This is a genomic window from Acetobacter conturbans (assembly GCF_011516755.1).
GTDB classification, from domain to species: domain Bacteria; phylum Pseudomonadota; class Alphaproteobacteria; order Acetobacterales; family Acetobacteraceae; genus Acetobacter; species Acetobacter conturbans.
This window is the reverse complement of record NZ_WOSY01000031.1, coordinates 1-19,252: the sequence shown is the minus strand read 5'-3', so window position 1 is coordinate 19,252 and position 19,252 is coordinate 1. Positions and strand designations below refer to the sequence as shown.

21 protein-coding genes and 2 pseudogenes are annotated in these 19,252 nt (G+C 58.8%); 13 read left to right on the top strand and 10 right to left on the bottom strand.

The features are described 5' to 3' along the window. Positions 1–97 precede the first annotated feature (97 nt). Together GOB81_RS16185 and GOB81_RS16180 are read right to left on the bottom strand one after the other, a co-directional pair. Positions 98–855, bottom strand: a protein-coding gene (locus GOB81_RS16185) for an IS5 family transposase (protein WP_173571326.1) whose coding sequence is annotated in 2 segments (ribosomal slippage) — positions 98–534 and positions 534–855 — 759 coding nt in all. Because the reading frame shifts where the segments join, the coding sequence is not laid out codon by codon here. A gap of 25 nt (positions 856–880) precedes the next feature. Next, entirely contained in the window at positions 881–1,051 is a 171-nt protein-coding gene (locus GOB81_RS16180; protein ID WP_173571325.1) for a hypothetical protein, read from the bottom strand. 215 nt (positions 1,052–1,266) lie between these two features. On the opposite strand from GOB81_RS16180, the gene GOB81_RS16175 reads away from it, so the two are divergent. Next, positions 1,267–1,746: a hypothetical protein gene (locus tag GOB81_RS16175; protein WP_173571324.1), complete on the top strand. Its 480-nt coding sequence runs from the start codon at positions 1,267–1,269 to the stop codon at positions 1,744–1,746. A gap of 399 nt (positions 1,747–2,145) precedes the next feature. Here the strand turns inward: GOB81_RS16175 and GOB81_RS16170 are convergent, their stop codons facing one another. The 6 genes and pseudogenes from GOB81_RS16170 to GOB81_RS16145 form a co-directional block, all read right to left on the bottom strand. Further along, positions 2,146–2,484 (bottom strand): DUF5983 family protein, encoded by a 339-nt coding sequence (locus GOB81_RS16170; protein WP_173571323.1) that lies wholly within the window; start codon positions 2,482–2,484, stop codon positions 2,146–2,148. Positions 2,485–2,604: 120 nt separating this feature from the next. Then, entirely contained in the window at positions 2,605–3,690 is a 1,086-nt protein-coding gene (locus GOB81_RS16165) for an adenine nucleotide alpha hydrolase family protein (protein ID WP_338421383.1), read from the bottom strand. Beyond that, a complete protein-coding gene (locus tag GOB81_RS16160; protein WP_173571322.1) occupies positions 3,576–3,944 on the bottom strand; it encodes a hypothetical protein in 369 nt (122 codons plus the stop codon). The genes GOB81_RS16165 and GOB81_RS16160 overlap by 115 nt, the downstream gene beginning before the upstream one ends. 414 nt (positions 3,945–4,358) lie before the next feature. Continuing rightward, positions 4,359–4,859 (bottom strand): annotated as a pseudogene (locus GOB81_RS18065) (LysR family transcriptional regulator substrate-binding protein); the annotation flags it as partial. Positions 4,860–4,880: 21 nt separating this feature from the next. Continuing rightward, entirely contained in the window at positions 4,881–5,711 is an 831-nt protein-coding gene (locus GOB81_RS16150; RefSeq protein ID WP_070323562.1) for an IS5 family transposase, read from the bottom strand. Between the two features lie 58 nt (positions 5,712–5,769). Then, the gene (locus GOB81_RS16145; protein ID WP_173571321.1) at positions 5,770–6,225 is read right to left on the bottom strand and encodes a LysR family transcriptional regulator; all 456 of its coding nucleotides are present in this window, start codon (positions 6,223–6,225) and stop codon (positions 5,770–5,772) included. 140 nt (positions 6,226–6,365) lie between these two features. On the opposite strand from GOB81_RS16145, the gene GOB81_RS16140 reads away from it, so the two are divergent. Continuing rightward, a complete protein-coding gene (locus tag GOB81_RS16140; protein ID WP_173571320.1) occupies positions 6,366–7,073 on the top strand; it encodes a cysteine hydrolase family protein in 708 nt (235 codons plus the stop codon). A gap of 22 nt (positions 7,074–7,095) precedes the next feature. Next, a complete protein-coding gene (locus GOB81_RS16135) occupies positions 7,096–8,100 on the top strand; it encodes an ABC transporter substrate-binding protein (protein ID WP_173571319.1) in 1,005 nt (334 codons plus the stop codon). Between the two features lie 103 nt (positions 8,101–8,203). On the opposite strand, the gene GOB81_RS16130 is transcribed toward GOB81_RS16135, so the two are convergent. Continuing rightward, complete coding sequence (locus tag GOB81_RS16130) at positions 8,204–8,542, bottom strand: hypothetical protein (protein WP_173571318.1); 339 nt, start codon at positions 8,540–8,542, stop codon at positions 8,204–8,206. A gap of 13 nt (positions 8,543–8,555) precedes the next feature. Further along, positions 8,556–8,750, bottom strand: coding sequence for a hypothetical protein (locus tag GOB81_RS16125; protein WP_173571317.1), 195 nt, complete (start codon positions 8,748–8,750; stop codon positions 8,556–8,558). Between the two features lie 59 nt (positions 8,751–8,809). Between GOB81_RS16125 and tnpA the strand changes: the two genes are divergently transcribed. The 10 genes and pseudogenes from tnpA to GOB81_RS16075 all read left to right on the top strand — a co-directional run. Beyond that, positions 8,810–9,286 (top strand): IS66-like element accessory protein TnpA, encoded by a 477-nt coding sequence (gene tnpA, locus GOB81_RS16120; protein WP_173571316.1) that lies wholly within the window; start codon positions 8,810–8,812, stop codon positions 9,284–9,286. Beyond that, the gene (tnpB, locus tag GOB81_RS16115; RefSeq protein ID WP_173571315.1) at positions 9,283–9,588 is read left to right on the top strand and encodes an IS66 family insertion sequence element accessory protein TnpB; all 306 of its coding nucleotides are present in this window, start codon (positions 9,283–9,285) and stop codon (positions 9,586–9,588) included. The genes tnpA and tnpB overlap by 4 nt, the downstream gene beginning before the upstream one ends. Before the next feature lie 107 nt (positions 9,589–9,695). After that, positions 9,696–11,306, top strand: a complete 1,611-nt coding sequence (tnpC, locus tag GOB81_RS16110) for an IS66 family transposase (protein WP_173571314.1) — start codon at positions 9,696–9,698, stop codon at positions 11,304–11,306. Positions 11,307–12,400: 1,094 nt separating this feature from the next. Next, complete coding sequence (locus GOB81_RS16105; protein WP_146892499.1) at positions 12,401–14,392, top strand: conjugal transfer protein TraG; 1,992 nt, start codon at positions 12,401–12,403, stop codon at positions 14,390–14,392. Between the two features lie 7 nt (positions 14,393–14,399). Then, entirely contained in the window at positions 14,400–14,846 is a 447-nt protein-coding gene (locus GOB81_RS16100; protein ID WP_023979799.1) for a hypothetical protein, read from the top strand. Between the two features lie 194 nt (positions 14,847–15,040). Further along, positions 15,041–15,970 (top strand): P-type conjugative transfer ATPase TrbB, encoded by a 930-nt coding sequence (gene trbB / locus GOB81_RS16095; protein ID WP_031241578.1) that lies wholly within the window; start codon positions 15,041–15,043, stop codon positions 15,968–15,970. Further along, positions 15,967–16,299, top strand: coding sequence for a TrbC/VirB2 family protein (locus GOB81_RS16090; RefSeq protein ID WP_035444205.1), 333 nt, complete (start codon positions 15,967–15,969; stop codon positions 16,297–16,299). The genes trbB and GOB81_RS16090 overlap by 4 nt, the downstream gene beginning before the upstream one ends. Beyond that, the gene (locus GOB81_RS16085; RefSeq protein ID WP_110912912.1) at positions 16,299–16,574 is read left to right on the top strand and encodes a VirB3 family type IV secretion system protein; all 276 of its coding nucleotides are present in this window, start codon (positions 16,299–16,301) and stop codon (positions 16,572–16,574) included. Before GOB81_RS16090 ends, GOB81_RS16085 begins: the two co-directional genes overlap by 1 nt. Positions 16,575–16,586: 12 nt before the next feature. Next, positions 16,587–19,019 carry a conjugal transfer protein TrbE gene (gene trbE, locus GOB81_RS16080; protein ID WP_173571313.1) on the top strand — a complete coding sequence of 811 codons (2,433 nt, stop codon included), beginning with the start codon at positions 16,587–16,589 and terminating at the stop codon, positions 19,017–19,019. Between the two features lie 23 nt (positions 19,020–19,042). Next, positions 19,043–19,252, top strand: a pseudogene (locus tag GOB81_RS16075) (P-type conjugative transfer protein TrbJ); the annotation flags it as partial.

The following is a 19,252-nucleotide window of genomic DNA, read 5'->3' as shown; positions in this document are numbered from 1 at the left end:
CTGACCGCTCTCATGCGGCGTCTCGTCATTCTGGCGAATGTCCTGTTACGCAATGACAGGTTATGGGAACCACGCCACACTTGACCAAGACGGATACTCATAGCCAGAACATGACGGTTGCGGCGAGACAGATAGCTGAGAAGAAGACGGTCGGGCATCTGTCGTAGCGTGTTGCGACCCGCCGCCAGTCCTTGAGCCTTCCGAACATGATCTCGATGCGGTTACGGCGTTTGTATTTCCGCCTGTCGTATTTGACAGGTTTTCCGCGGGATCTCCGTCCTGGAATGCAGGGTTTTATCCCTTTCTCTTCCAGGGCGTCCCTGAACCAGTCGGCGTCATAACCCCGGTCTCCCAGCATCCATTGTGCAGCAGGAAGACTGTCCAGCAGGGCAGCGGCACCGGTATAATCACTGATCTGTCCTGCTGTCATGAAGAAGCTCAGCGGTCGTCCGTTCTGATCGGTGATCGCATGCAGCTTCGTGTTCATGCCACCTTTTGTCCGTCCGATCAGTCGCCCTGGATCCCCTTTTTTAGCCGCAGGCTCGAAGCCGTGCGGTGTGCCTTGAGATAGGTCGCGTCAATCATAATGGTCTGGGGCTCAGCCTTCGCGGCAGACAGTCCATCCATCATCCGCATGAAAATACCCATGGCGCCCCAACGCTTCCAGCGGTTGTAGAGCGTCTTGTGCGGACCGTATTCCCGGGGCGCATCACGCCAGCGCATACCATTGCGGTTCACAAAAATGATGCCGCTCAGCACGCGGCGGTCATCAACGCGCGGTTTGCCATGGCTCTTCGGGAAAAAGGGCCGCAGACGGTCCATCTGTTCGTCCGTTAGCCAAAACAGGTCGCTCATCTTCAGTCTCCTCACAGAGCCTGAATCAGATTTCCGCAATCAAATCAATGGGTCCTGAGCCTAAGACAATGTTACCCGAATATCCATTGGCATTTACCATCGTCATATCGAGACTGGTAGTGCCAAGACTTGGACCTAAAGGAAGGTCTGGGTTTAAGAAATTTCCACTTTCAACATATGTATGTTCAACAGACATGCTACATTTCTCCAATAACACTCAAAATATTTAACACATCATTATTTCCATTTTATGAGAATCTTTAGGTCAATTTGAATTTGATATATTTGAAAATTGATCAAGTGAAGTTAGTGAAATTAACCTATTATATATTTTTGATCTAAAAAATGATTGGAGTGCAGAAAGCCGTCCTAAGTTACGTAAGATACTAGGGCATTCACTGGAGCCGTGTAATGAATATTGATCTTTCAAGCGACTTAATCTCGACCAGATTTTCAGCCGAACTTGGTTTGATAAAACCCACAGCCACGGCGACATCGACGTCAAGCACGTCGATCACGTCCGCCAACGCGAACGGCGCCGCGACCATACTGGACACGTCATCAACGACAACATCTTCTGTTTACAAGTCGGACGGACCAATCGTTCTGATACCTGAAGGCAATCGGTATGTTCCCATCAGTGCAAGTACAGAAATCGATGGAAAGGCAGCCTCCCAAATCAAAGGAGCGATAACGGTCAACGGAGACCTTGAGACCGATCTGACATCATCCTCGTCAAGCCTCACCCTTTATACAGCTTCCGGCAGCACTACGGCGCAGAGCACGCAAACTGTTTCCAACACGAGCGACAGAAAAAGTGAAGAAGAACTGATTGCAAAGCTGTTTTCTTCACCGACTGACAAAAGTGTAGACGGAAGTCAGAGTGCATAAAAACAACTTCCCCGTAGACGGCTGAATATGTCGAACTGTCATTTTTAGACGATACTCTTCGCACACCTGAATATCGGTTGTGCTCAGTAAGGCCAGCATTCGGATGGTGATTACCATCTGAATGCTGGCAGATTGGTTGTTTCGGTCAAGTCGGTGTAGGGCTGCCTTTGGTCCGCAGACTCGAACCAATACAAGACAAGTCCGCATAAAAACAACGTAGATGCACTTACTTCAAAAGAACTTTCCTGCGTTGCCAGTTTTGAAATGTCTCCCCAGATAAGTTTATTTTTTGAACGTGCCGCAAGCTATTTTCAAGCATGTGACATCCGGACGCTTACCCTGGTGCGGCCTTCTTCCGTTTTGCTTTCTTCTCCTCCCTTTCAGCCTTTTTCTTATCCCTCAGTCCTGCCACTGCACCGGAAACCGATCGTCGATGTCGCCGTCGCGGTCGAACAGCACCCAGTCACATCCGGCTTCCTTCGCGTAGGCAAGGATGGCGTAGAGCCCCGGCGAGGCGTCGTCGTGGATACTCTCCAACTCGTCGGGCACCGAGACGAGCCAGCCATAGGGGCCGGACAGGCAGGGCATGGAGCCGTTCTGTCCCTTGGTGACGAGGTATTCCTCAAACTCCAGCGTGTCGCCGCGATCCAGATGCGCCGTGCTCAGATCGAGCACGCGCCGCACATTGCGCGGCTGACGGGCAACCGGAAGAGAAACGACCGTAGCGGTATCGGACATGACAGGCTCCTGTGAGCGTGGTAATGAAGGGTTAGCGCCACACACTCCGCTCTGTTCGTGCGACTGTGCGGCGTTTTTCCGAAAAATCGGCAGCGGCGATGCAAGGTGTGTCAGAAACTGTCACACCGGTCCGGCATTCTCACCGAACGCGCCCGCAGGCATCTGCCAGTGTGAGGGAGCGCAGAGCACCGGTCCGCGCCAGCGGCGCGAGAGCGCGCGACGCACTAGATCCGGCCTCGCCAGCACAGGTGCGAACACCTCGCCCGTATCGGCAAGCGCCGACAGATCGCGGTCGCGGCGGATCGTGCAGCCGAACGCGCGCTCCCACGCGCAAAGCCGGGCAAAGCGTTGGCCATCCATGTAGCGCAGCGTCGCCGCCTGGTTGGCCGACATGAAAATGCACGTCAGGCACGACAGCCGCCCGAAACCCAGCCGATAGGGCAGAGGTGCGATCACCCCGTGGCGGCGCAGGCATTCCCACACCACGGCCTCGCTCCAGCCATGCACCGGCCGGTAGTGATCGACATGACGCCGCGCGCGTCCGTCCCGCAGATCCGAGCGGTGCGGCTCGAAGGCCGCATAGCGGGCGCGGTTGGCGGATTCAGCGGCCCGCTCACCGGTCACGAACAGTGTGCGCGCGTGGTGAAACCGCGCCTGATTACGTAGTGCCGTGTCGGCGACCATGATCTTGGCGTAGGGCGAGCACCAGCGCACCGACAGGTTCGCCGAGACCTGGGGAAAGCGTCGGCGCGTGTTGCATGGGCCGTGTCCGCCCATCGTCACGCGCCCCTCGGGCGTGTCGAACCAGACCGGCGCGGTTGGCGCGTCCTCGCGCAGCATCTCGCGCACGATCCCGCCCTGACGGGCCGAGAAATACAGTTTTACGCCCAGAGCGTCGACAAGATGGCGGCCGTAATCGGGGACGTGCGGCCAGTCGAACACGTCGGCCTCGTCATCGACCAGATGGTGCCACCATTCGATGCGCTCGGGCGGCACACCGCATTCGAGAAGATGCAGCGTGCAGGCCAGGGAGTCCTTGCCGAAGGAACAGGCGACGATGATGTGGTCATAGCTCGCCAGATCCGGCCCGTTCACAGCACCCGGCTCACGGGCGCACCGGTCAGCACTGGCAGCATGTGCGGCAGAGGCACGCCCGACAGGCGTAGCGGCTTGGTGTGCCGTCCGTCCCATGTCAGACGCTCGCACGGGCGCAGCAGTCCGGCCGCCTCGGCGGCCCGATCCCGCTTGATGCACACGGTTTCATTGCCGCCCGAGCGGCGCTGGCACGGCTCGCCCGCGTCCGCGCCACAGCCCGCGCAGGGCAGTGTCAGCGCCGGATCGCCATGCTCCCATTCCATCCCGCAACGGTGACACTGCACCGGCTCGGATGTGCAGATCCAGCGTGTGGGCCTGCGGAAGGTAACGCTACGGGGACGTGTGGATGAGGCCGCGTATGCCATGGAAACATTCTCCTCTCTGAATGCTTCCCCGCAGGCCGGGAGCGGCTGGCCGGGTCACGCGCGGCGCCTGCGCCGGCACCGCAAAGCGCGCGTAAGCGCGGTGCGGAGCCACCGCTTGACGCGGACGGACGCTTCTGGTCGCTCCCTTCCCTGCTTTATCCTGCTTCCTGTTTCTCTCTCTCCCGCTCTTCCCGACGCCGCAGAAGCCAGAACCCGCTCCATCACGCGGAACGTACCGATTTGCCGGTCCATATTTCACTGCGGGACTGTAATCATCTCGTTACGAATTTTATTCTTTTAAAAAAAGATCAATAACCGCGAAATAATCGCGATTATTATATTTTTCCGATAACCAGCTTATAGGCTAAATGTCATATTTAAAATATTGCTGTCTTATACCTTGCTGCAGTGACTTCACCGAAAAGTAGTATGCTCTCGCATAGACTGGCGCATTTCTTCGTGAAAAAGCTGAGCCGGCGTTGAGAGTAGCGATACCTCTAAACTAATCATATAAACAAAATAACTTGGTAATAAGGACGCTGGTAAAAGAGGCCACAATTTATCGCCAGCAGTGTCGGCGACAATGGTCGGTAGAAAACCAACTCCTACACCGAGCTGGATCAGCCTCATCGCCTCACTTAGATCATCGGCTCGGGCTCCAACATGTCGTCCCAAAGCGTAATGCAGACGAAATCGCTCGACATCTTTTGGTTCATCGCCTTGAGCCAAGACAAATCGTTGTCGAGACAATAAAGCTGGATTTCCAACGGTCTTCCCGAACAATCGATGATTTCGGCCACAATAAAGCTGCTGACTCTCCCATACAATTGGCTCATAATGTAACGTAGGAACTGAATCGCTTTCGTACGTCAGACCAATATCACAGTCACCCGCAATTACCGCATCCAGAACTTCTTGCCAGGTTAAGAGCCTGAATCAGAAAGCGGTTTGATTGATTTTTCGCAGAACTCTGCGGATATGGGCAATCATCAACCATGCGCAGGATGACGAGATTGTTGTCTCGACATCCTTCGTGAGGCGACGGCAACGTCCGAGCCATGCAAAGCTACGCTCCACGATCCAGCGTTTGGGCAAGACGACGAAGCCTTCGGCCCGATCGCTACGTTTGACGATCTCGATCGTCCATCGGCCGAGTTCAGCCAGCGTACCACGCAACTTCTCGCCAGCATATCCCCCGTCACCGATCAGATGGCGAAGCCAGGGAAACAATGAGCGTATTCTGGTCGCTACCAGCGGCGCACCATCACGATCCTGAATGTCGGCGGGATGTACAACAGCCGCCACGACATGACCCAGCGTGTCGGTCGCGATATGTCGCTTGCGTCCCTTGATCTTCTTGCCCGCGTCATAACCGCGGGGGCCGCCATTTTCAGCGGTTTTAACCGACTGGCTGTCAATAATGCCCACTGAAGGCGTGGCGTCTCGCCCGTCCTGCTCACGCGACAGGATCACGAGAATATGGTTCATGGCTTCCCATCTTCCCTCGCGGATCCAACGGTAGAAATAGCCCTGTACGGTCGTGAAGGCCGGAAAGTGCCGAGGTAACTGCCGCCATTGACAGCCGGTCGTGACGATATAGAGGATCGCCTCCATGACCCGGCGCAAATCCGTACGTCGTGGTCTGCCCAGCCGTTTCTTCTCGGGCATCAGCGGCGCAATCAGCGCCCACTCCGCATCGCGCAGGTCGCTTGCATATTCCAGGTCGTCCCTTTGATACTGCGCTCGGGTGATTTCAGTCCAGGCCATCTTGATCTCATCAGGTTATCGCAAACCCATGAATCATAACCCGCTGAAATCACTCAACTCATTTTCGGTCAGACACTAAGACATCGATACTCAATTTTACATCTGGATGTGCCTGTGTGAAGGCCGACAGCGCCGTATCCAGCGCAGGCGAGACGATGTTTGAAATCATGCCCAGTCGCAACGTGCCATCGACCTTGTTGGCTGCACGTATAGCTGCGTGCGGTACCATCCTAATGATATCAAAAGCGTTATTTATAAGCTCCCAAACAGCACGGCCGGCTGGTGTTACCTCAATTCCCTGAGGAGACCGTCGACACAGTTTCACGCCGAGTTGTTCCTCGAACCGCTTGAGAGCGAGGCTCAGGCCCGGCTGATGAACGTTGAGCTGTCTAGCTGCCGCACTGATGCTGCCAGCCTCGACAATTTGATGAAACTGATAAAATGCGTTCCAGTCGATATTTTTTACAAAACGCTGCACAGCCTGTCGATCTACGAGAGAAGACTCATCTGCCATTCCATACTGATCCCGTGTCATTATACTGTGACAATATAGAGCCTATCCCATTTTTCCGTCTTCGCGATATGGTACGCTCGACTTATTTTTCCGGGATCGAAACAAAGACAGTAAGACACTCAGAAAGAGGTTCCCGTGATATGTCACTGCAAGTACCAGCTACGGGCTATCCCTTTCCCTTTCAGGGCACGCTAAAACCGTCGGAAACTGCAATTGTCGTCATCGACATGCAACTCGATTTCTGTACCGAAGGCGGATGGGTCGCAAGTTTCACAGACGCTTTACCACTCATGCGTGAACCTATTGCTCCCATTATCCGCATTCTTGACGCTGCCCGTGCACACAAGATGACAATTATCTACACGCGCGAAGGTCATCGCTCCAACGGATCAGATTTGACCGCCGTGAAAACCTATCGGACCCGTCTAGCTTACAACGGGGCCGCCGTAGGTGAATCGACTGCTTTAGGCAGAGTATTGACGCGAGGCGAACCGGGTCACGAAATCATTCCAGAATTACGACCGCATCCGGAGGATGTTATTATCGATAAGGTCGGTAGTGGATGTTTTTATGCTACCGAAATGGAGCATATTCTACGCCACCGCGGCATTAAAAATCTCATCTTCGTCGGCGTAACCACTGAATGCTGCGTGCATACGTCTATGCGCGAAGCCGCCGATCGCGGTTTCGACAATCTCTTGCTGGAAGACGCGACAGCCGCCGTGACACCAGAACTCAAGACAGCTGCAATCGACATCATACGCGACCCTTCAACGCTCTTTGGCACTGTCGGCACTTCGAACGATTTAATTGCAGTTTTGCAATCGTACCCAGTCGAACATGTCTAATCACATGCCAAGGATAAAGCTCATGACACTCTACACCAAATGCAAACGCATTTTTATCGCTGCGGCTCTTGCCACACTAACGCTGCCACCTTTAGCGCGCGCTGAGTCCTTACACGTTGGTTATAGCGACTGGCCGGGCAGCGTTGCTTGGCAAATCGCCATTGAGAAGCACTGGCTTGAGGAGAAAAAGCTCGATATCACGTTCGAATGGTTTGACTACGGAGCCATGCTGGACGCCTACATCGCCGGAAAGTTAGACGCGATTAGCGCCACCAACGGAGACGTCCTGTCGACAGGTGCGAACGGCCGCAAAAGCGTGATCGTGATGCTGAACGACTATTCAGATGGTAACGACATGATTGTTGCCACTCGCGATATCTCGAACGTAGCAGATTTGAAGGGCAAGAAGATCGCAGTCGAAACCGGGCTAGTGGACCATTTGCTACTCTTAACCGCGTTGCAAAAAAATGGCTTGAGTGAAGAAGATGTGAATATAGTCCGCACGACTACAAATGAAACCCCTCAGGTTCTGGCCACCGGCACCGTGGCTGCTATTGGAGTCTGGCAGCCTAACGCTGGACAAGCGCTCAGAATGGTTTCGGGTTCTCATCCCATTTTCACGTCCCATGATGCTCCAGGTCTTATCTATGATTCGCTCGCAGTAGATCCCGTTAGTTTAAGAATTCATGAAAACGATTGGCGTACATTGGTACAGATTTGGGGACGAATTGTCGCTTATATTCAGAACCCTGCAACACATGACGACGCAGTCAAAATTATGGCAAAAAAAGTCGGTATCAGTCCAGAAACCTATGCCCGGTTTCTCGCTGGCACCCATCTGTTAAGCCTCGACGACAACGCCGTAGTATTTGAAAAAAAACCTGGTCTGAACTCTATTTACGGTTCAACCCAAAATGCCGACAATTTCAATGTCCGTTACAAAGCCTACGCGTCGCCGCAGCAGATAGACAGTTATATTCATCCTCTACTTAAGGTCGATGCCACTACAGGAAAAACCGAGCAATAACCTTAAGCGACTTTTTGTATTTTCTCGAGAGACTTTAATTCCGGACACCGCGATGACCAGGAATATTTAAATGTAAATAATGTGATTCACCCAGACACGAAGCTCAGGCCCCTGCCGTCTCCTCCACTAGTTCGTACTCGCTCAGTGTCGTGGCACCCGTCCAGGGATCAAGACGGGTAATCATCTCCTTGCCACAGACATCCCCCGCAAAACCGTGGCGGCGCAACTGCGCCAGGCGCGTGCGGTTGATCTTCGGAATGGCAGTGCGCGCGGCAAAATCCGCAAGCGCTGTCTTGATGTCCGGATACGGTTCGCGCCAGTCACGCGCGTTGACCGGGTAGATTTCGGGCGTCCGAAGCAGCACGGTGCCATCGGGTAGCGCACAGGTCTCGACAACATGGCGCCCGATCTTACGGCGCATGATCGGGGGAGCATCGGTCATCTCGATCGCTCCCTCACGCGGTCTCGGTGTGGAGCTGAAACGCTTCCACCACGTCGTAAGGATGTTCATGCCCGTCATAGCCCACACGTAACGTCCCCGCATGAGCGAAGTTCAGTAACATCCGCGTGCCGTGGGTCTTGCGCTGCACGGCCGCATTGGCCGCGCGGAGCCATCCGTAAAACCCCAAGTGACTCTGCGCAGGTTCCACGTAAGCTCCCGGCGACTGACGCCTTGCTGAATATTTCTGGTCTGGTTCAGCTATGAAGCATGAGCGATTTAAGAGATAGGGACGCGGTACTACCTGCGAGTGTCGCAGGTAATACTGCAGAGAGGCTCCAAAGGAGCGGTAGAGAGACCGACGAGCGAGACAGGCTGGCGGACGCCTCGCGGATCGAGATCGTTTCGGATCGCCGCCGCTGGCACGCCCCTGAATTTCGCGCGCGAGTGGTCATCGCGTCCTACGAGAGCCGGCGCCCCATAAGGGAGGTGGCTGCACAGTATGGGATCCATCCAAGTCTGGTGTTTCGCTGGCGGCGAGAGGCTCGGGCCAAAGGCGGGACATCGTTCATACCTGTCATGGTGGCCCCGGCCCCCGAGCCGCAGCCATCGGAGCGTCGGAGAGAACAGGGAACGCTGTCCGGCCAAGCCGTCAGCCTGGTCTTTCCGGACGGTGTGCGGCTGGAGTTCGACACAGGGCTGTCCGCTGATCGTCTGCGTGAGATTGTGGGCGCACTACGATCATGATCCCGCTTCCTTCCACGCTGAGGATATGGCTGGCGGCTGGCGTGACCGATATGCGCCTCGGGATGCCCGGGCTGGCGTTGAAGGTCCAGGAAGCACTGGGTCGTGACCCTTTCGCGGGTGACGTCTATGCCTTCAGGGGCCGACGCGGCGACCTGGTGAAACTGATCTGGCACGATGGGATCGGCCTTTCCTTATATGCGAAGCGGATCGAGCGCGGGCATTTCGTCTGGCCTTCGGCAAAGGACGGAGCGATTCATCTCTCCCCATCACAACTGACTTGCCTGCTCGAGGGGGTGGATTGACGTAATCCGCAGAAAACATGGAGACCTGAACTGGCGGGATAATAAAACCTGCGCCAGGTCAGCATATACTGGTACTCTTTTGAGCGCCCATGTGATCAACTGTCGTCATGACGGGAGACACGGACGACATCATCGCCTTGCGCGCAGCACTTTCCGCTGCCGAGGCGCGTGCCCAGGTCGCCGAACTCCGGGCATCTACTGCCGAAACCCGGGCCACTGATGCAGAAGCGCGCGCGGCCAGCGCCGAAGCGCAGATTGCCCATCTCAAACATCTTATCGCGCGGATGCGCCAGGACCGTTTCGGCGCCTCGTCGGAGCGGGGGCGCCGCCTGCTGGCCCAGCTCGAACTCGAACTGGAAGAGCTGGAGACGACGCTCGCCGAGGACGCGCCCGAAAATGCGGCGGATCCCGCTGTCTGCGCGACAGCACCCAGGAACAACCGGGGGCGCCAGCCCCTGCGTGCCGATCTGCCGCGCGAGCGGGTCGTCATCCCCGCACCGACACAGTGTCCGTGCTGTGGCAGCGATCGTCTGAGCAAACTGGGGGAGAGCGTCACCGAGACGCTGGAGGTGATCCCGCGCCAGTTCAAGGTCATACAGACGGTGCGGGAGAAGTTCACCTGCCGGGACTGCGAGAGCATCACCCAGCCACCCGCCCCCTTCCATCCGATCGCGCGCGGACGCGCCGGCCCATGGCTGCTGTCGACCATCCTGTGCGACAAGTTCCTGCAGCATCTGCCGCTGAACCGCCAGAGCGATGCCTTTGCCCGCGAAGGGATCGATCTCGACACATCAACGCTGGCCGACTGGGTGGGAGCCTGCACCGCGACGCTGGCCCCCCTGACTACGCTGATCCGGGCGCATGTGCTGGCGGCACAACGCCTGCACGCGGATGACACCACCGTGCCGGTTCTGGCGAAAGGCCGGACAGTCACCGGACGATTGTGGAATTACGTGCGTGATGATGGTCCATTTGGTGGGCCAGCACCGCCAGCCGTCTGGTTCCGGTATTCCCGGGACCGCAAGGGCGAACATCCCACGGACCATCTCACTGGCTGGACCGGCATTGTGCAGTCAGACGCCTATGCGGGTTATAACACTCTGGCGAAACCGGGACGCCAGCCCGCGCCAGTGATCTCAGCCGGGTGCTGGGCGCATGGACGCAGGGGACTGTTTAAAATCGCCGAGAAGGACAAGGCGCCCCTCGCCATAGAGGCAGTACGCCGGATCGACGCCATATTCGAAGCAGAGCGCGCCATCAACGGTACGCCCTCGGAACACCGGCTGGCAGTCCGTCAAACAAACATCGTGCCTCTGGTCGAGGATCTGTTCAACTGGATGCGGGAGTGTTGCCGGCGCATGTCGACCAAAAATCCCGTTGCCCACGCCATGAACTATTTTCTACGGCGTGCCGATACATTCACACGATTCCTCACAGATGGCCGTATCTGTCTGACGAACAATGCAGCAGAACGCGCCCTACGCGGCATCGCCCTGGGCAGGAAAGCCTGGTTGTTCGCCGGGTCCGATCGTGGCGGAGAGCGCGCCGCCGCCATGTATTCCCTGATCGTCACCGCGCGCCTGAACGATGTCGATCCCCAGGCATGGCTCGCCGATGTCCTGGCACGGATCAATGACATTCCCAATCCACGCCTCCATGAACTCCTGCCCTGGCACTGGAAAGCCCACCAGCAGGTCCACAATACCATCGCCGCCTGAATACGCCCGCGTCTCTCGCCGGATGGTTACATGCTGCCAAACCGCGCGCGAAGATGCTGTTTTATCCAGAATTTGACTATCTGATCCTCAGAATCGATGTCCATCTCCGAATACTTTCTATGACCGTTCAGTGAATTAAGTCACGGTCCTGCGGCCCCAACGTCGTGAGGTGATCCACGATATTTCGTACATTCATCCAGAATTGCGCGCTGTCTCTATGACCCGCCTCAACACATCGCAACACATGCGCATGAGCTTTGTTCCACGCTCCACTCCATCCGAAGGAACGGATCAAGGCGTCTGCCATGTCTGACGCACAACACGCATTGGAAATTTCGTCATCTTTTTCTATCGCCAATCCGCTCTCCGCCTCGCACGACATGACGACGACGGAAGCGAATTGAGGGCGTGACTCCCCGTTACCCGCCTGGCGTCGGGCGGGTCGAAAGGTGTTTTGCACTGGGCGTAGCCACCTCCTGCCTATTCCCCTGCTGAGAACAGCCAAGGCTGTTCACCGCAGGACCATAGGTCCGGGTGTTCTATTCGGCAGGCCACCCGACATAGGAGGCCGCCCAGTTGCAAAAAGCGTTTCGACACGCCGATTTCAGAATAACACATGGGATATCCCCGTGTCACCCTCCGTAAGCACACGTGCGCACAGCACCTTCGCGATGTATATCCGTCAATTCAACAAGAATTTTGGAAACCAACAGAGTATTGGTTAATGAAGTCGCAGCATTTCAGGCGCCGGCCAACACGGCCTTCACAAGGCACAGCACTCTGTTATTCTTTCCCAGAGAAATGAAAAGTCTCTTTGTGCAATAATACTATGATTTTTCACATATTTTCCATCCGAAGGCAGGCTGCGCTGCCGATCGTCCATTCCTCATTGTCATTGCCGTCACCGTGCTTTTGAAGCTCAGCCCTATGTCCGAATCGCCTGCTACCGGTGTGTCCCAGGATCGGCTGGGCGGACCTTGTCCGCACAGCGCAAGTATTTTTTCGCTCTGGTTTGCCCGGCTGCGAACAACGCTTAAAAGCACTTGAACGCAGGAATCCGCCGTTCCTTCCTCCTCTAAAAGGGAGGGCTCCCGATGTCGGGCACCAAGATTCTTTGGGGGCAGATCATCGTCGTCTTGGCGATCATCCTGCTGACCATGTGGGCTGCGACCGAATGGATCGCTTGGAAGCTGGCCTTCCAGGCCGAACTCGGGCGACCCTGGTTCATAATCCTGCGGTTTCCATTCTACTTGCCGCCCGCGTTCTTCTGGTGGTGGTATGCGTATGACGCCTATGCGCCGGAGGTCTTCGCACGGGGTGCCTATATCGCCGCGTCGGGCGGCATCCTGGCTGCGCTTACTGCGATCGGCCTCTCGGTCTGGCGGGCGCGCGAGGCGAAGCGGATCGAGACATATGGCTCGGCCCGTTGGGCTGACGCCAAGGAGATCGCCCAGGCCGGTTTGCTTGACCCCGACGGCGTGGTACTAGGCCGCTATCGTCGAGAGTACCTGCGGCATGACGGGCCAGAGCACGTCCTGACCTTTGCACCAACGCGCAGCGGCAAGGGTGTCGGCATGGTCATCCCCACGCTCCTGACCTGGCCCGGTTCGGCCATCGTCCACGACATCAAGGGTGAGAACTGGGAACTGACGGCGGGATTCCGCGCCCGTTTCGGCCACGTCGTGCTGTTCGATCCAACCAATGCAGCCTCCGCGGCCTACAACCCGTTGCTGGAGATCCGGCGTGGGGAGTGGGAAGTCCGTGATGCCCAGAACGTCGCCGATATCCTCGTCGACCCGGAGGGCAGCCTGGAGAAGCGCAACCATTGGGAGAAGACTTCGCACTCCCTGCTGGTCGGCGCCATCCTGCACGTCCTCTACGCCGAGCCCGACAAGACCCTGGCCGGTGTCGCCAATTTCCTGTCGGACCCGAAGCGCCCCATCGCCACCACGCTGTCAGCGATGATGCGGACGAAGCATCTCGGTGACGCCGGTCCGCATCCCGTCGTGGCCTCGGCCGCGCGCGAGTTGCTGAACAAATCCCCCAACGAGCGCTCGGGTGTGCTGTCCACCGCCATGTCCTTCCTCGGCCTCTATCGCGATCCAGTGGTCGCGGAAGTGACGCGGCGCTGCGAATGGCGCATCGCCGACATTGTCGGCGCCGATCGCCCGGTGACGCTCTACCTGACCGTGCCGCCGTCGGACATCAGCCGCACCAAGCCACTGATCCGTCTGGTGCTGAACCAGATCGGCCGGCGCCTGACGGAAGACCTTGATGCCGCGGCGCGGCGGCGACGTGTGCTGCTGATGCTCGACGAATTCCCGGCCCTCGGGCGGCTGGATTTCTTTGAATCGGCGCTGGCCTTCATGGCGGGCTACCGGATCAAGAGCTTCCTGATCGCCCAGTCCCTCAACCAGATCGAGCGGGCCTACGGGCCGAACAATTCGATCCTCGACAACTGTCATGTCCGGGTGAGCTTCGCCACCAACGACGAACGGACGGCAAAACGTGTCTCCGACGCGCTCGGGACCGCCACCGAGATGAAGGCGATGAAGAACTACGCGGGCCACCGTCTTTCGCCCTGGCTGGGCCATCTGATGGTTTCGCGCTCGGAGACGGCACGCCCGCTGCTGACGGCGGGAGAAGTCATGCAGCTCCCGCCAGCGGATGAGATCGTCATGGCCTCCGGCCTCTATCCGATCCGTGCGAAGAAGGCCCGTTACTTCGAGGATGCGCGCTTCCAGGAACGCATTCTGCCGCCGCCAAAGCCTACGCCCCCGAAGGATGGGTGCCCGGACGACTGGAGTAGCCGTCCCCTGCCGCCCAGGCCGCCGGCACCCGATGCGGCGGCCGAAACGCGGACAGGGGACGATGAGGAAGAAGACCCGAAGCAGTCCGCCCGACGCCATCAGCCCGAACTGGACGAAGGCACTGTCGAGAAAAAGGAGCCGATGGAGAACGAGTTCACGCCCGATCCGGTCGATGAGTTCGACGACATCGCGCCCCGCAACAACCGGATGAACGATCTCAGGCGCGGCATCGCCCGGCAGGCGTCGCTCGACCGTGGCGATGAGCTTGGACTGTGAGGCAGACATGGCGATACCGAAAAAGAAGGCCCAGATCTCCGTCTATCTCGATCCCGATGTGATGAAGACCCTGTCTGCCTATGCCGCGCGACGCGCGCAGCCGATGTCGCTGATCGTCGAGGCCGCCGTTGCTTCCTTCCTCTCGCCCGACGGGGAAGAGCGCCGCGAGGCTGCTACATCGAAGCGCCTCGACCGGCAGGACCGACGTCTCGCGCGGCTGGAGCGCGATATCGGCATCACGGTGGAGACACTAGCGCTGTTCATCCGTTTCTGGCTGACCACGACCCCGCCGCTGCCCGAACCGGCCGCGAAGGCGGCGCGCGCGCAGGCCGGGGTGCGCTACGATAATTTTGTCGCCGCCCTCGGCCGTAGGCTGGCCCAGGGGCCAAGACTCCAGCAGGAAATCCCGGAGGATGTTTTGGACCCCGGCGCACGGGATGAACCGGAGGCGTAAAATCCGCACCCCGCAAGTATTTTTGCCCTGTGTTTCGCCGCCGTTCTACGACCTCTGAATTCTTGTTGAAACGCGCTGTTTCCAGCCTTTCTTAATGATCCCCGTCGCTGTTCGTCCGTCGCGTGCGGCCCATACGGGGGAAGGTCATGTCGGTTTCCGTCATCCATGAAGGGGCCAGAGTGCGCGGCGTGTCCATGCTGCGCACAGCGATGGGGCCGGCGATTGCCCGGCACCTTGCCGATCCCTCTGTGGTCGAGGTCATGCTTAATCCCGATGGGCGGCTGTGGATCGATCGGCTGTCAGAGGGCATGGCCAACACGGGCGAAACCATCACACCTGCCGACGCCGAGCGCATCGTGCGTCTGGTTGCACACCACGTCGGGGCTGAGGTGCATGAGGGTGCGCCCCGTGTCTCGGCCGAGTTGCCAACCGGCGAACGGTTCGAGGGATTGCTGCCGCCCGTGGTGACGGCCCCCAGTTTCGCGATCCGCAAGCCCGCCGTCGCGGTGTTCACCCTCGATGACTATGTCGCCGCCGGGATCATGACAGAAGGGCTGGCGGTGTCTCTGCGCCGCGCTGTTTCGGAACGGAAGAACATCCTGGTCGCAGGCGGCACATCCACGGGCAAGACCACGCTGGTCAACGCCCTGCTGGCCGAGGTCGCGAAAACCGGCGATCGCGTCGTCCTGATCGAGGACACGCGCGAGTTGCAATGCATGGCGCCCAATCTCATTGCCCTGCGGACCCGCGAAGGGGTCATCACGCTGTCGGATCTCGTCCGGTCCGGTCTGCGCCTGCGTCCCGACCGTATTCCCATCGGTGAGGTGCGTGGTGCCGAAGCCCTTGATCTGGTCAAGGCATGGGGCACCGGCCATCCGGGCGGCATCGGTACGCTGCATGCGGGATCAGTGCTCGCCGCTCTCTACCGTCTCGAACAACTGATCCAGGAAGCGGTGGTAACGGTGCCACGCGCCATGATCGCGGACACCATCGACGTGATCGCTGTCCTGTCCGGGCGAGGCAATGCCCGCCGGCTCTCCGAACTCGCCACCGTGGACGGGCTCGATCCCGCCACCGGCGCCTATCGCATTCATCCCTTCCAGAATTCGGGAGATTCCCAATGACCCATGCCATAATCCGCGTGCGTCGGCACGCGCCCGCCATTTCCGCCATGTTGCTGCTTTCGGTCGCATGGTGTTCCTCGGCCCTGGCGTCCGGGTCGGACATGCCGTGGGAAACGCCCCTGAACGAGATCCTGCAATCCGTGCAGGGACCGGTCGCCAAGATTATCTCGGTGATCATCATCACGGTCACGGGTCTGACCCTGGCGTTCGGGGAAACATCGGGTGGGTTCCGCCGCCTGATCCAGATCGTCTTCGGCCTGTCGATCGCTTTTGCGGCGTCCAGCTTCTTCCTGTCGTTCTTCTCCTTCTCGGGCGGGGCGCTGATCTGATGGCGGGATACGACGATGACGCGGTGCCGGGCTTTCATGTCCCGGTGCATCGCTCCCTGACCGACCCGATCCTGTTGGGTGGCGCTCCCCGTGCCGTGGCCATCGCCAATGGCACGCTGGCGGCGGCCATAACACTCGGCCTGCGTCTCTGGCTGATCGGGGCCGCCTTCTGGATCGTCGGCCACGGGCTGGCGCTCTGGGGCGCGAAACGCGATCCGCTGTTCATCGAGGTCGGGCGGCGGCATCTCCGCTATCCCGCCTGGCTGCGGGCATAGGGGAGATCGGCCATGATGTCCCTTGGCGAGTACCGTAATCGCAGTGCCCTTCTATCTGATTTCCTGCCCTGGGCCGCGCTGGTCGAAAAGGGTGTGGTCCTGAACAAGGACGGCAGTTTCCAGCGCACGGCGCGCATCCGTGGCCCCGATATGGACAGCGCCACGCCCGCCGAACTGGTCGGTGTCACCGCACGGCTCAACAGTAATCTCCGCCGTCTGGGCTCCGGATGGGCGGTGTTCGTCGAGGCGCAGCGCGTCCCGGCCACACTCTATCCCGAGAGCGATTTTCCGGATGCCGCCTCGCACATGGTCGATCTGGAACGGCGTGAGCAGTTCGAGGATGAGGGCGCACATTTCGTGAGCCGGTATTTTCTGACCCTTGTCTGGCTGCCACCGGCGGAATCATCTGATCGCGCTGCCCGGTTCCTGTTCGAGGGCAGGGAGCGCGAAGGGCCGGACCCACACGGCATGCTCCATGCGTTCGTGGATCGCTCCGACCGGATGCTGGCGTTGCTGGACGGTTTCATGCCCGAGGCCACCTGGCTCAATGACGGTGAGACGCTGACCTATTTACATTCGACCATTTCGACGCGGAACCAGCGTGTCCGGGTGCCGGAAATCCCTATGCATCTTGACGCGCTGCTGGTCGATCAGCCGCTTTCGGGCGGGTTGGAGCCAAAACTCGGCGATGCCTTCCTGAAAACGCTGACGATCACCGGTTTCCCGTCGCGGACCTTTCCCGGAATCCTGGATGACCTGAACCGGCTGGCGATGCCCTATCGCTGGTCCACCCGCGCGATCCTGCTGGACAAGACGGATGCGACGAAAGTGCTGATAAAAATCCGTCGCCAGTGGTTCGCAAAGCGCAAGAGCATTACGGCGATTGTTCGGGAGGTGATGACCAACGAGGCGTCGGTTCTGGTGGATAACGACGCCGCCAACAAGGCAGCGGATGCGGACCTTGCCTTGCAGTCCCTCGGTGCTGATGACGTCGGGCAGGCCTACATCACCGCCACGGTAACGGTCTGGGATGGTTCCGCTTCCATCGCTACAGAAAAACTCCGTTTGGTCGAAAAGATCATCCAGGGCCGCGACTTCACTTGCATGGCGGAAAGCCTCAACGCCGTGGAGGCATGGCTCGGCTCTCTTCCCGGCCATATCTATGCCAATGTGCGCCAGCCACCCGTCTCGACGTTGAACCTGGCGCATATGATTCCGCTGTCAGCGGTGTGGGCTGGACCGGAGCGCGACACCCACTTCAACGCCCCGCCTCTTTTCTACGGCAGGACGGCGGGCGCTACACCGTTTCGTTTCTCGCTCCATGTCGGCGATGTCGGCCACACGCTGATCGCAGGACCGACAGGAGCTGGCAAATCTGTCCTGCTAGCGCTGATGGCGCTCCAGTTCCGGCGTTATGCGGGATCGCAGATTTTTGCCTTCGATTTCGGCGGGTCCATGCGTGCGGCGACGATGGCGATGGACGGGGACTGGCACGATCTTGGAGGCGGGCTGACGGACGAGGGCGATGGGCATTCCGCCGTTTCCCTTCAGCCGCTGGCACAGATTGACGATCCCGACGAGCGCAAATGGGCCAGTGAATGGCTGGGGCAGATCCTTGTCGGTGAAGGGGTAACGCTGACCCCCGAGGTGAAGTCTCACCTCTGGTCGGCGCTGAATTCCCTGGCATCGTCGCCTGTGCCGGAACGTACATTGTCCGGGCTGGTAGCACTGCTTCAATCCAACGCTTTGAAGCAGGCTCTGGCCCCATACTGCCTCGGTGGTCCTTATGGCCGCCTGCTCGATGCAGACGCCGAACGTCTGGGTGACGCCGATGTCGTGGTGTTCGAGACCGAAGGGCTGATCGGCTCCAGCGCGGCATCATTCGTTCTGTCGTACCTGTTCCACCGCATCGAAGGGCGACTGGACGGGAGGCCGACGCTGCTGGTCATCGACGAAGGCTGGCTGGTGCTGGATGACGGGGACTTTGCCGGCCAGCTCCGAGAGTGGCTAAAGACGCTGCGCAAGAAGAACGCATCGGTGATTTTCGCCACCCAGTCGCTGTCCGATATCGCCAATTCCCGCATTGCGCCTGCCGTGGTGGAAAGCTGCCCGACCCGGATCTTCCTGCCCAACGAACGGGCGATCGAGCCACAGATCGCGGCCATCTATCGCGACTTCGGGCTGAATGACCGGCAGATCGCCATCATCGCCCGCGCGGCATCCAAGCGGGAATATTACTGCCAGACCCAGCGGGGGAACCGGCTGTTCGAACTGGGGCTCGGCCCTGTCGCCCTGGCGCTGTGCGCGGCCTCCGGCAAGGACGACCACAGGCTGATCGATCGGGTGCTGGCGGAGCACGGGCGGGTTGGGTTCCTGCCCGCCTGGTTCGAGGCGCGTGATGTCATGTGGGCGGCTGATCTTGTGCGGGAAGGGGAGGTGCCGTGAGATATCGTCTGATTCCTGCCGTTATGGTCGTTGCTTTTACGGTTTCTGCTTCTCAATCCGCCCATGCCCAATGGGCGGTGTATGATGGCGCGAACCATGTCGAGAACGTGCTGATCGCGGCGCGCACGCTCCAGCAGATCGACAACCAGATCACGTCACTGGCCAATCAGGCGCAGATGCTGGTCAACCAAGGTCGCAATCTGGCGAGCCTACCACTTTCGACACTGTCGACG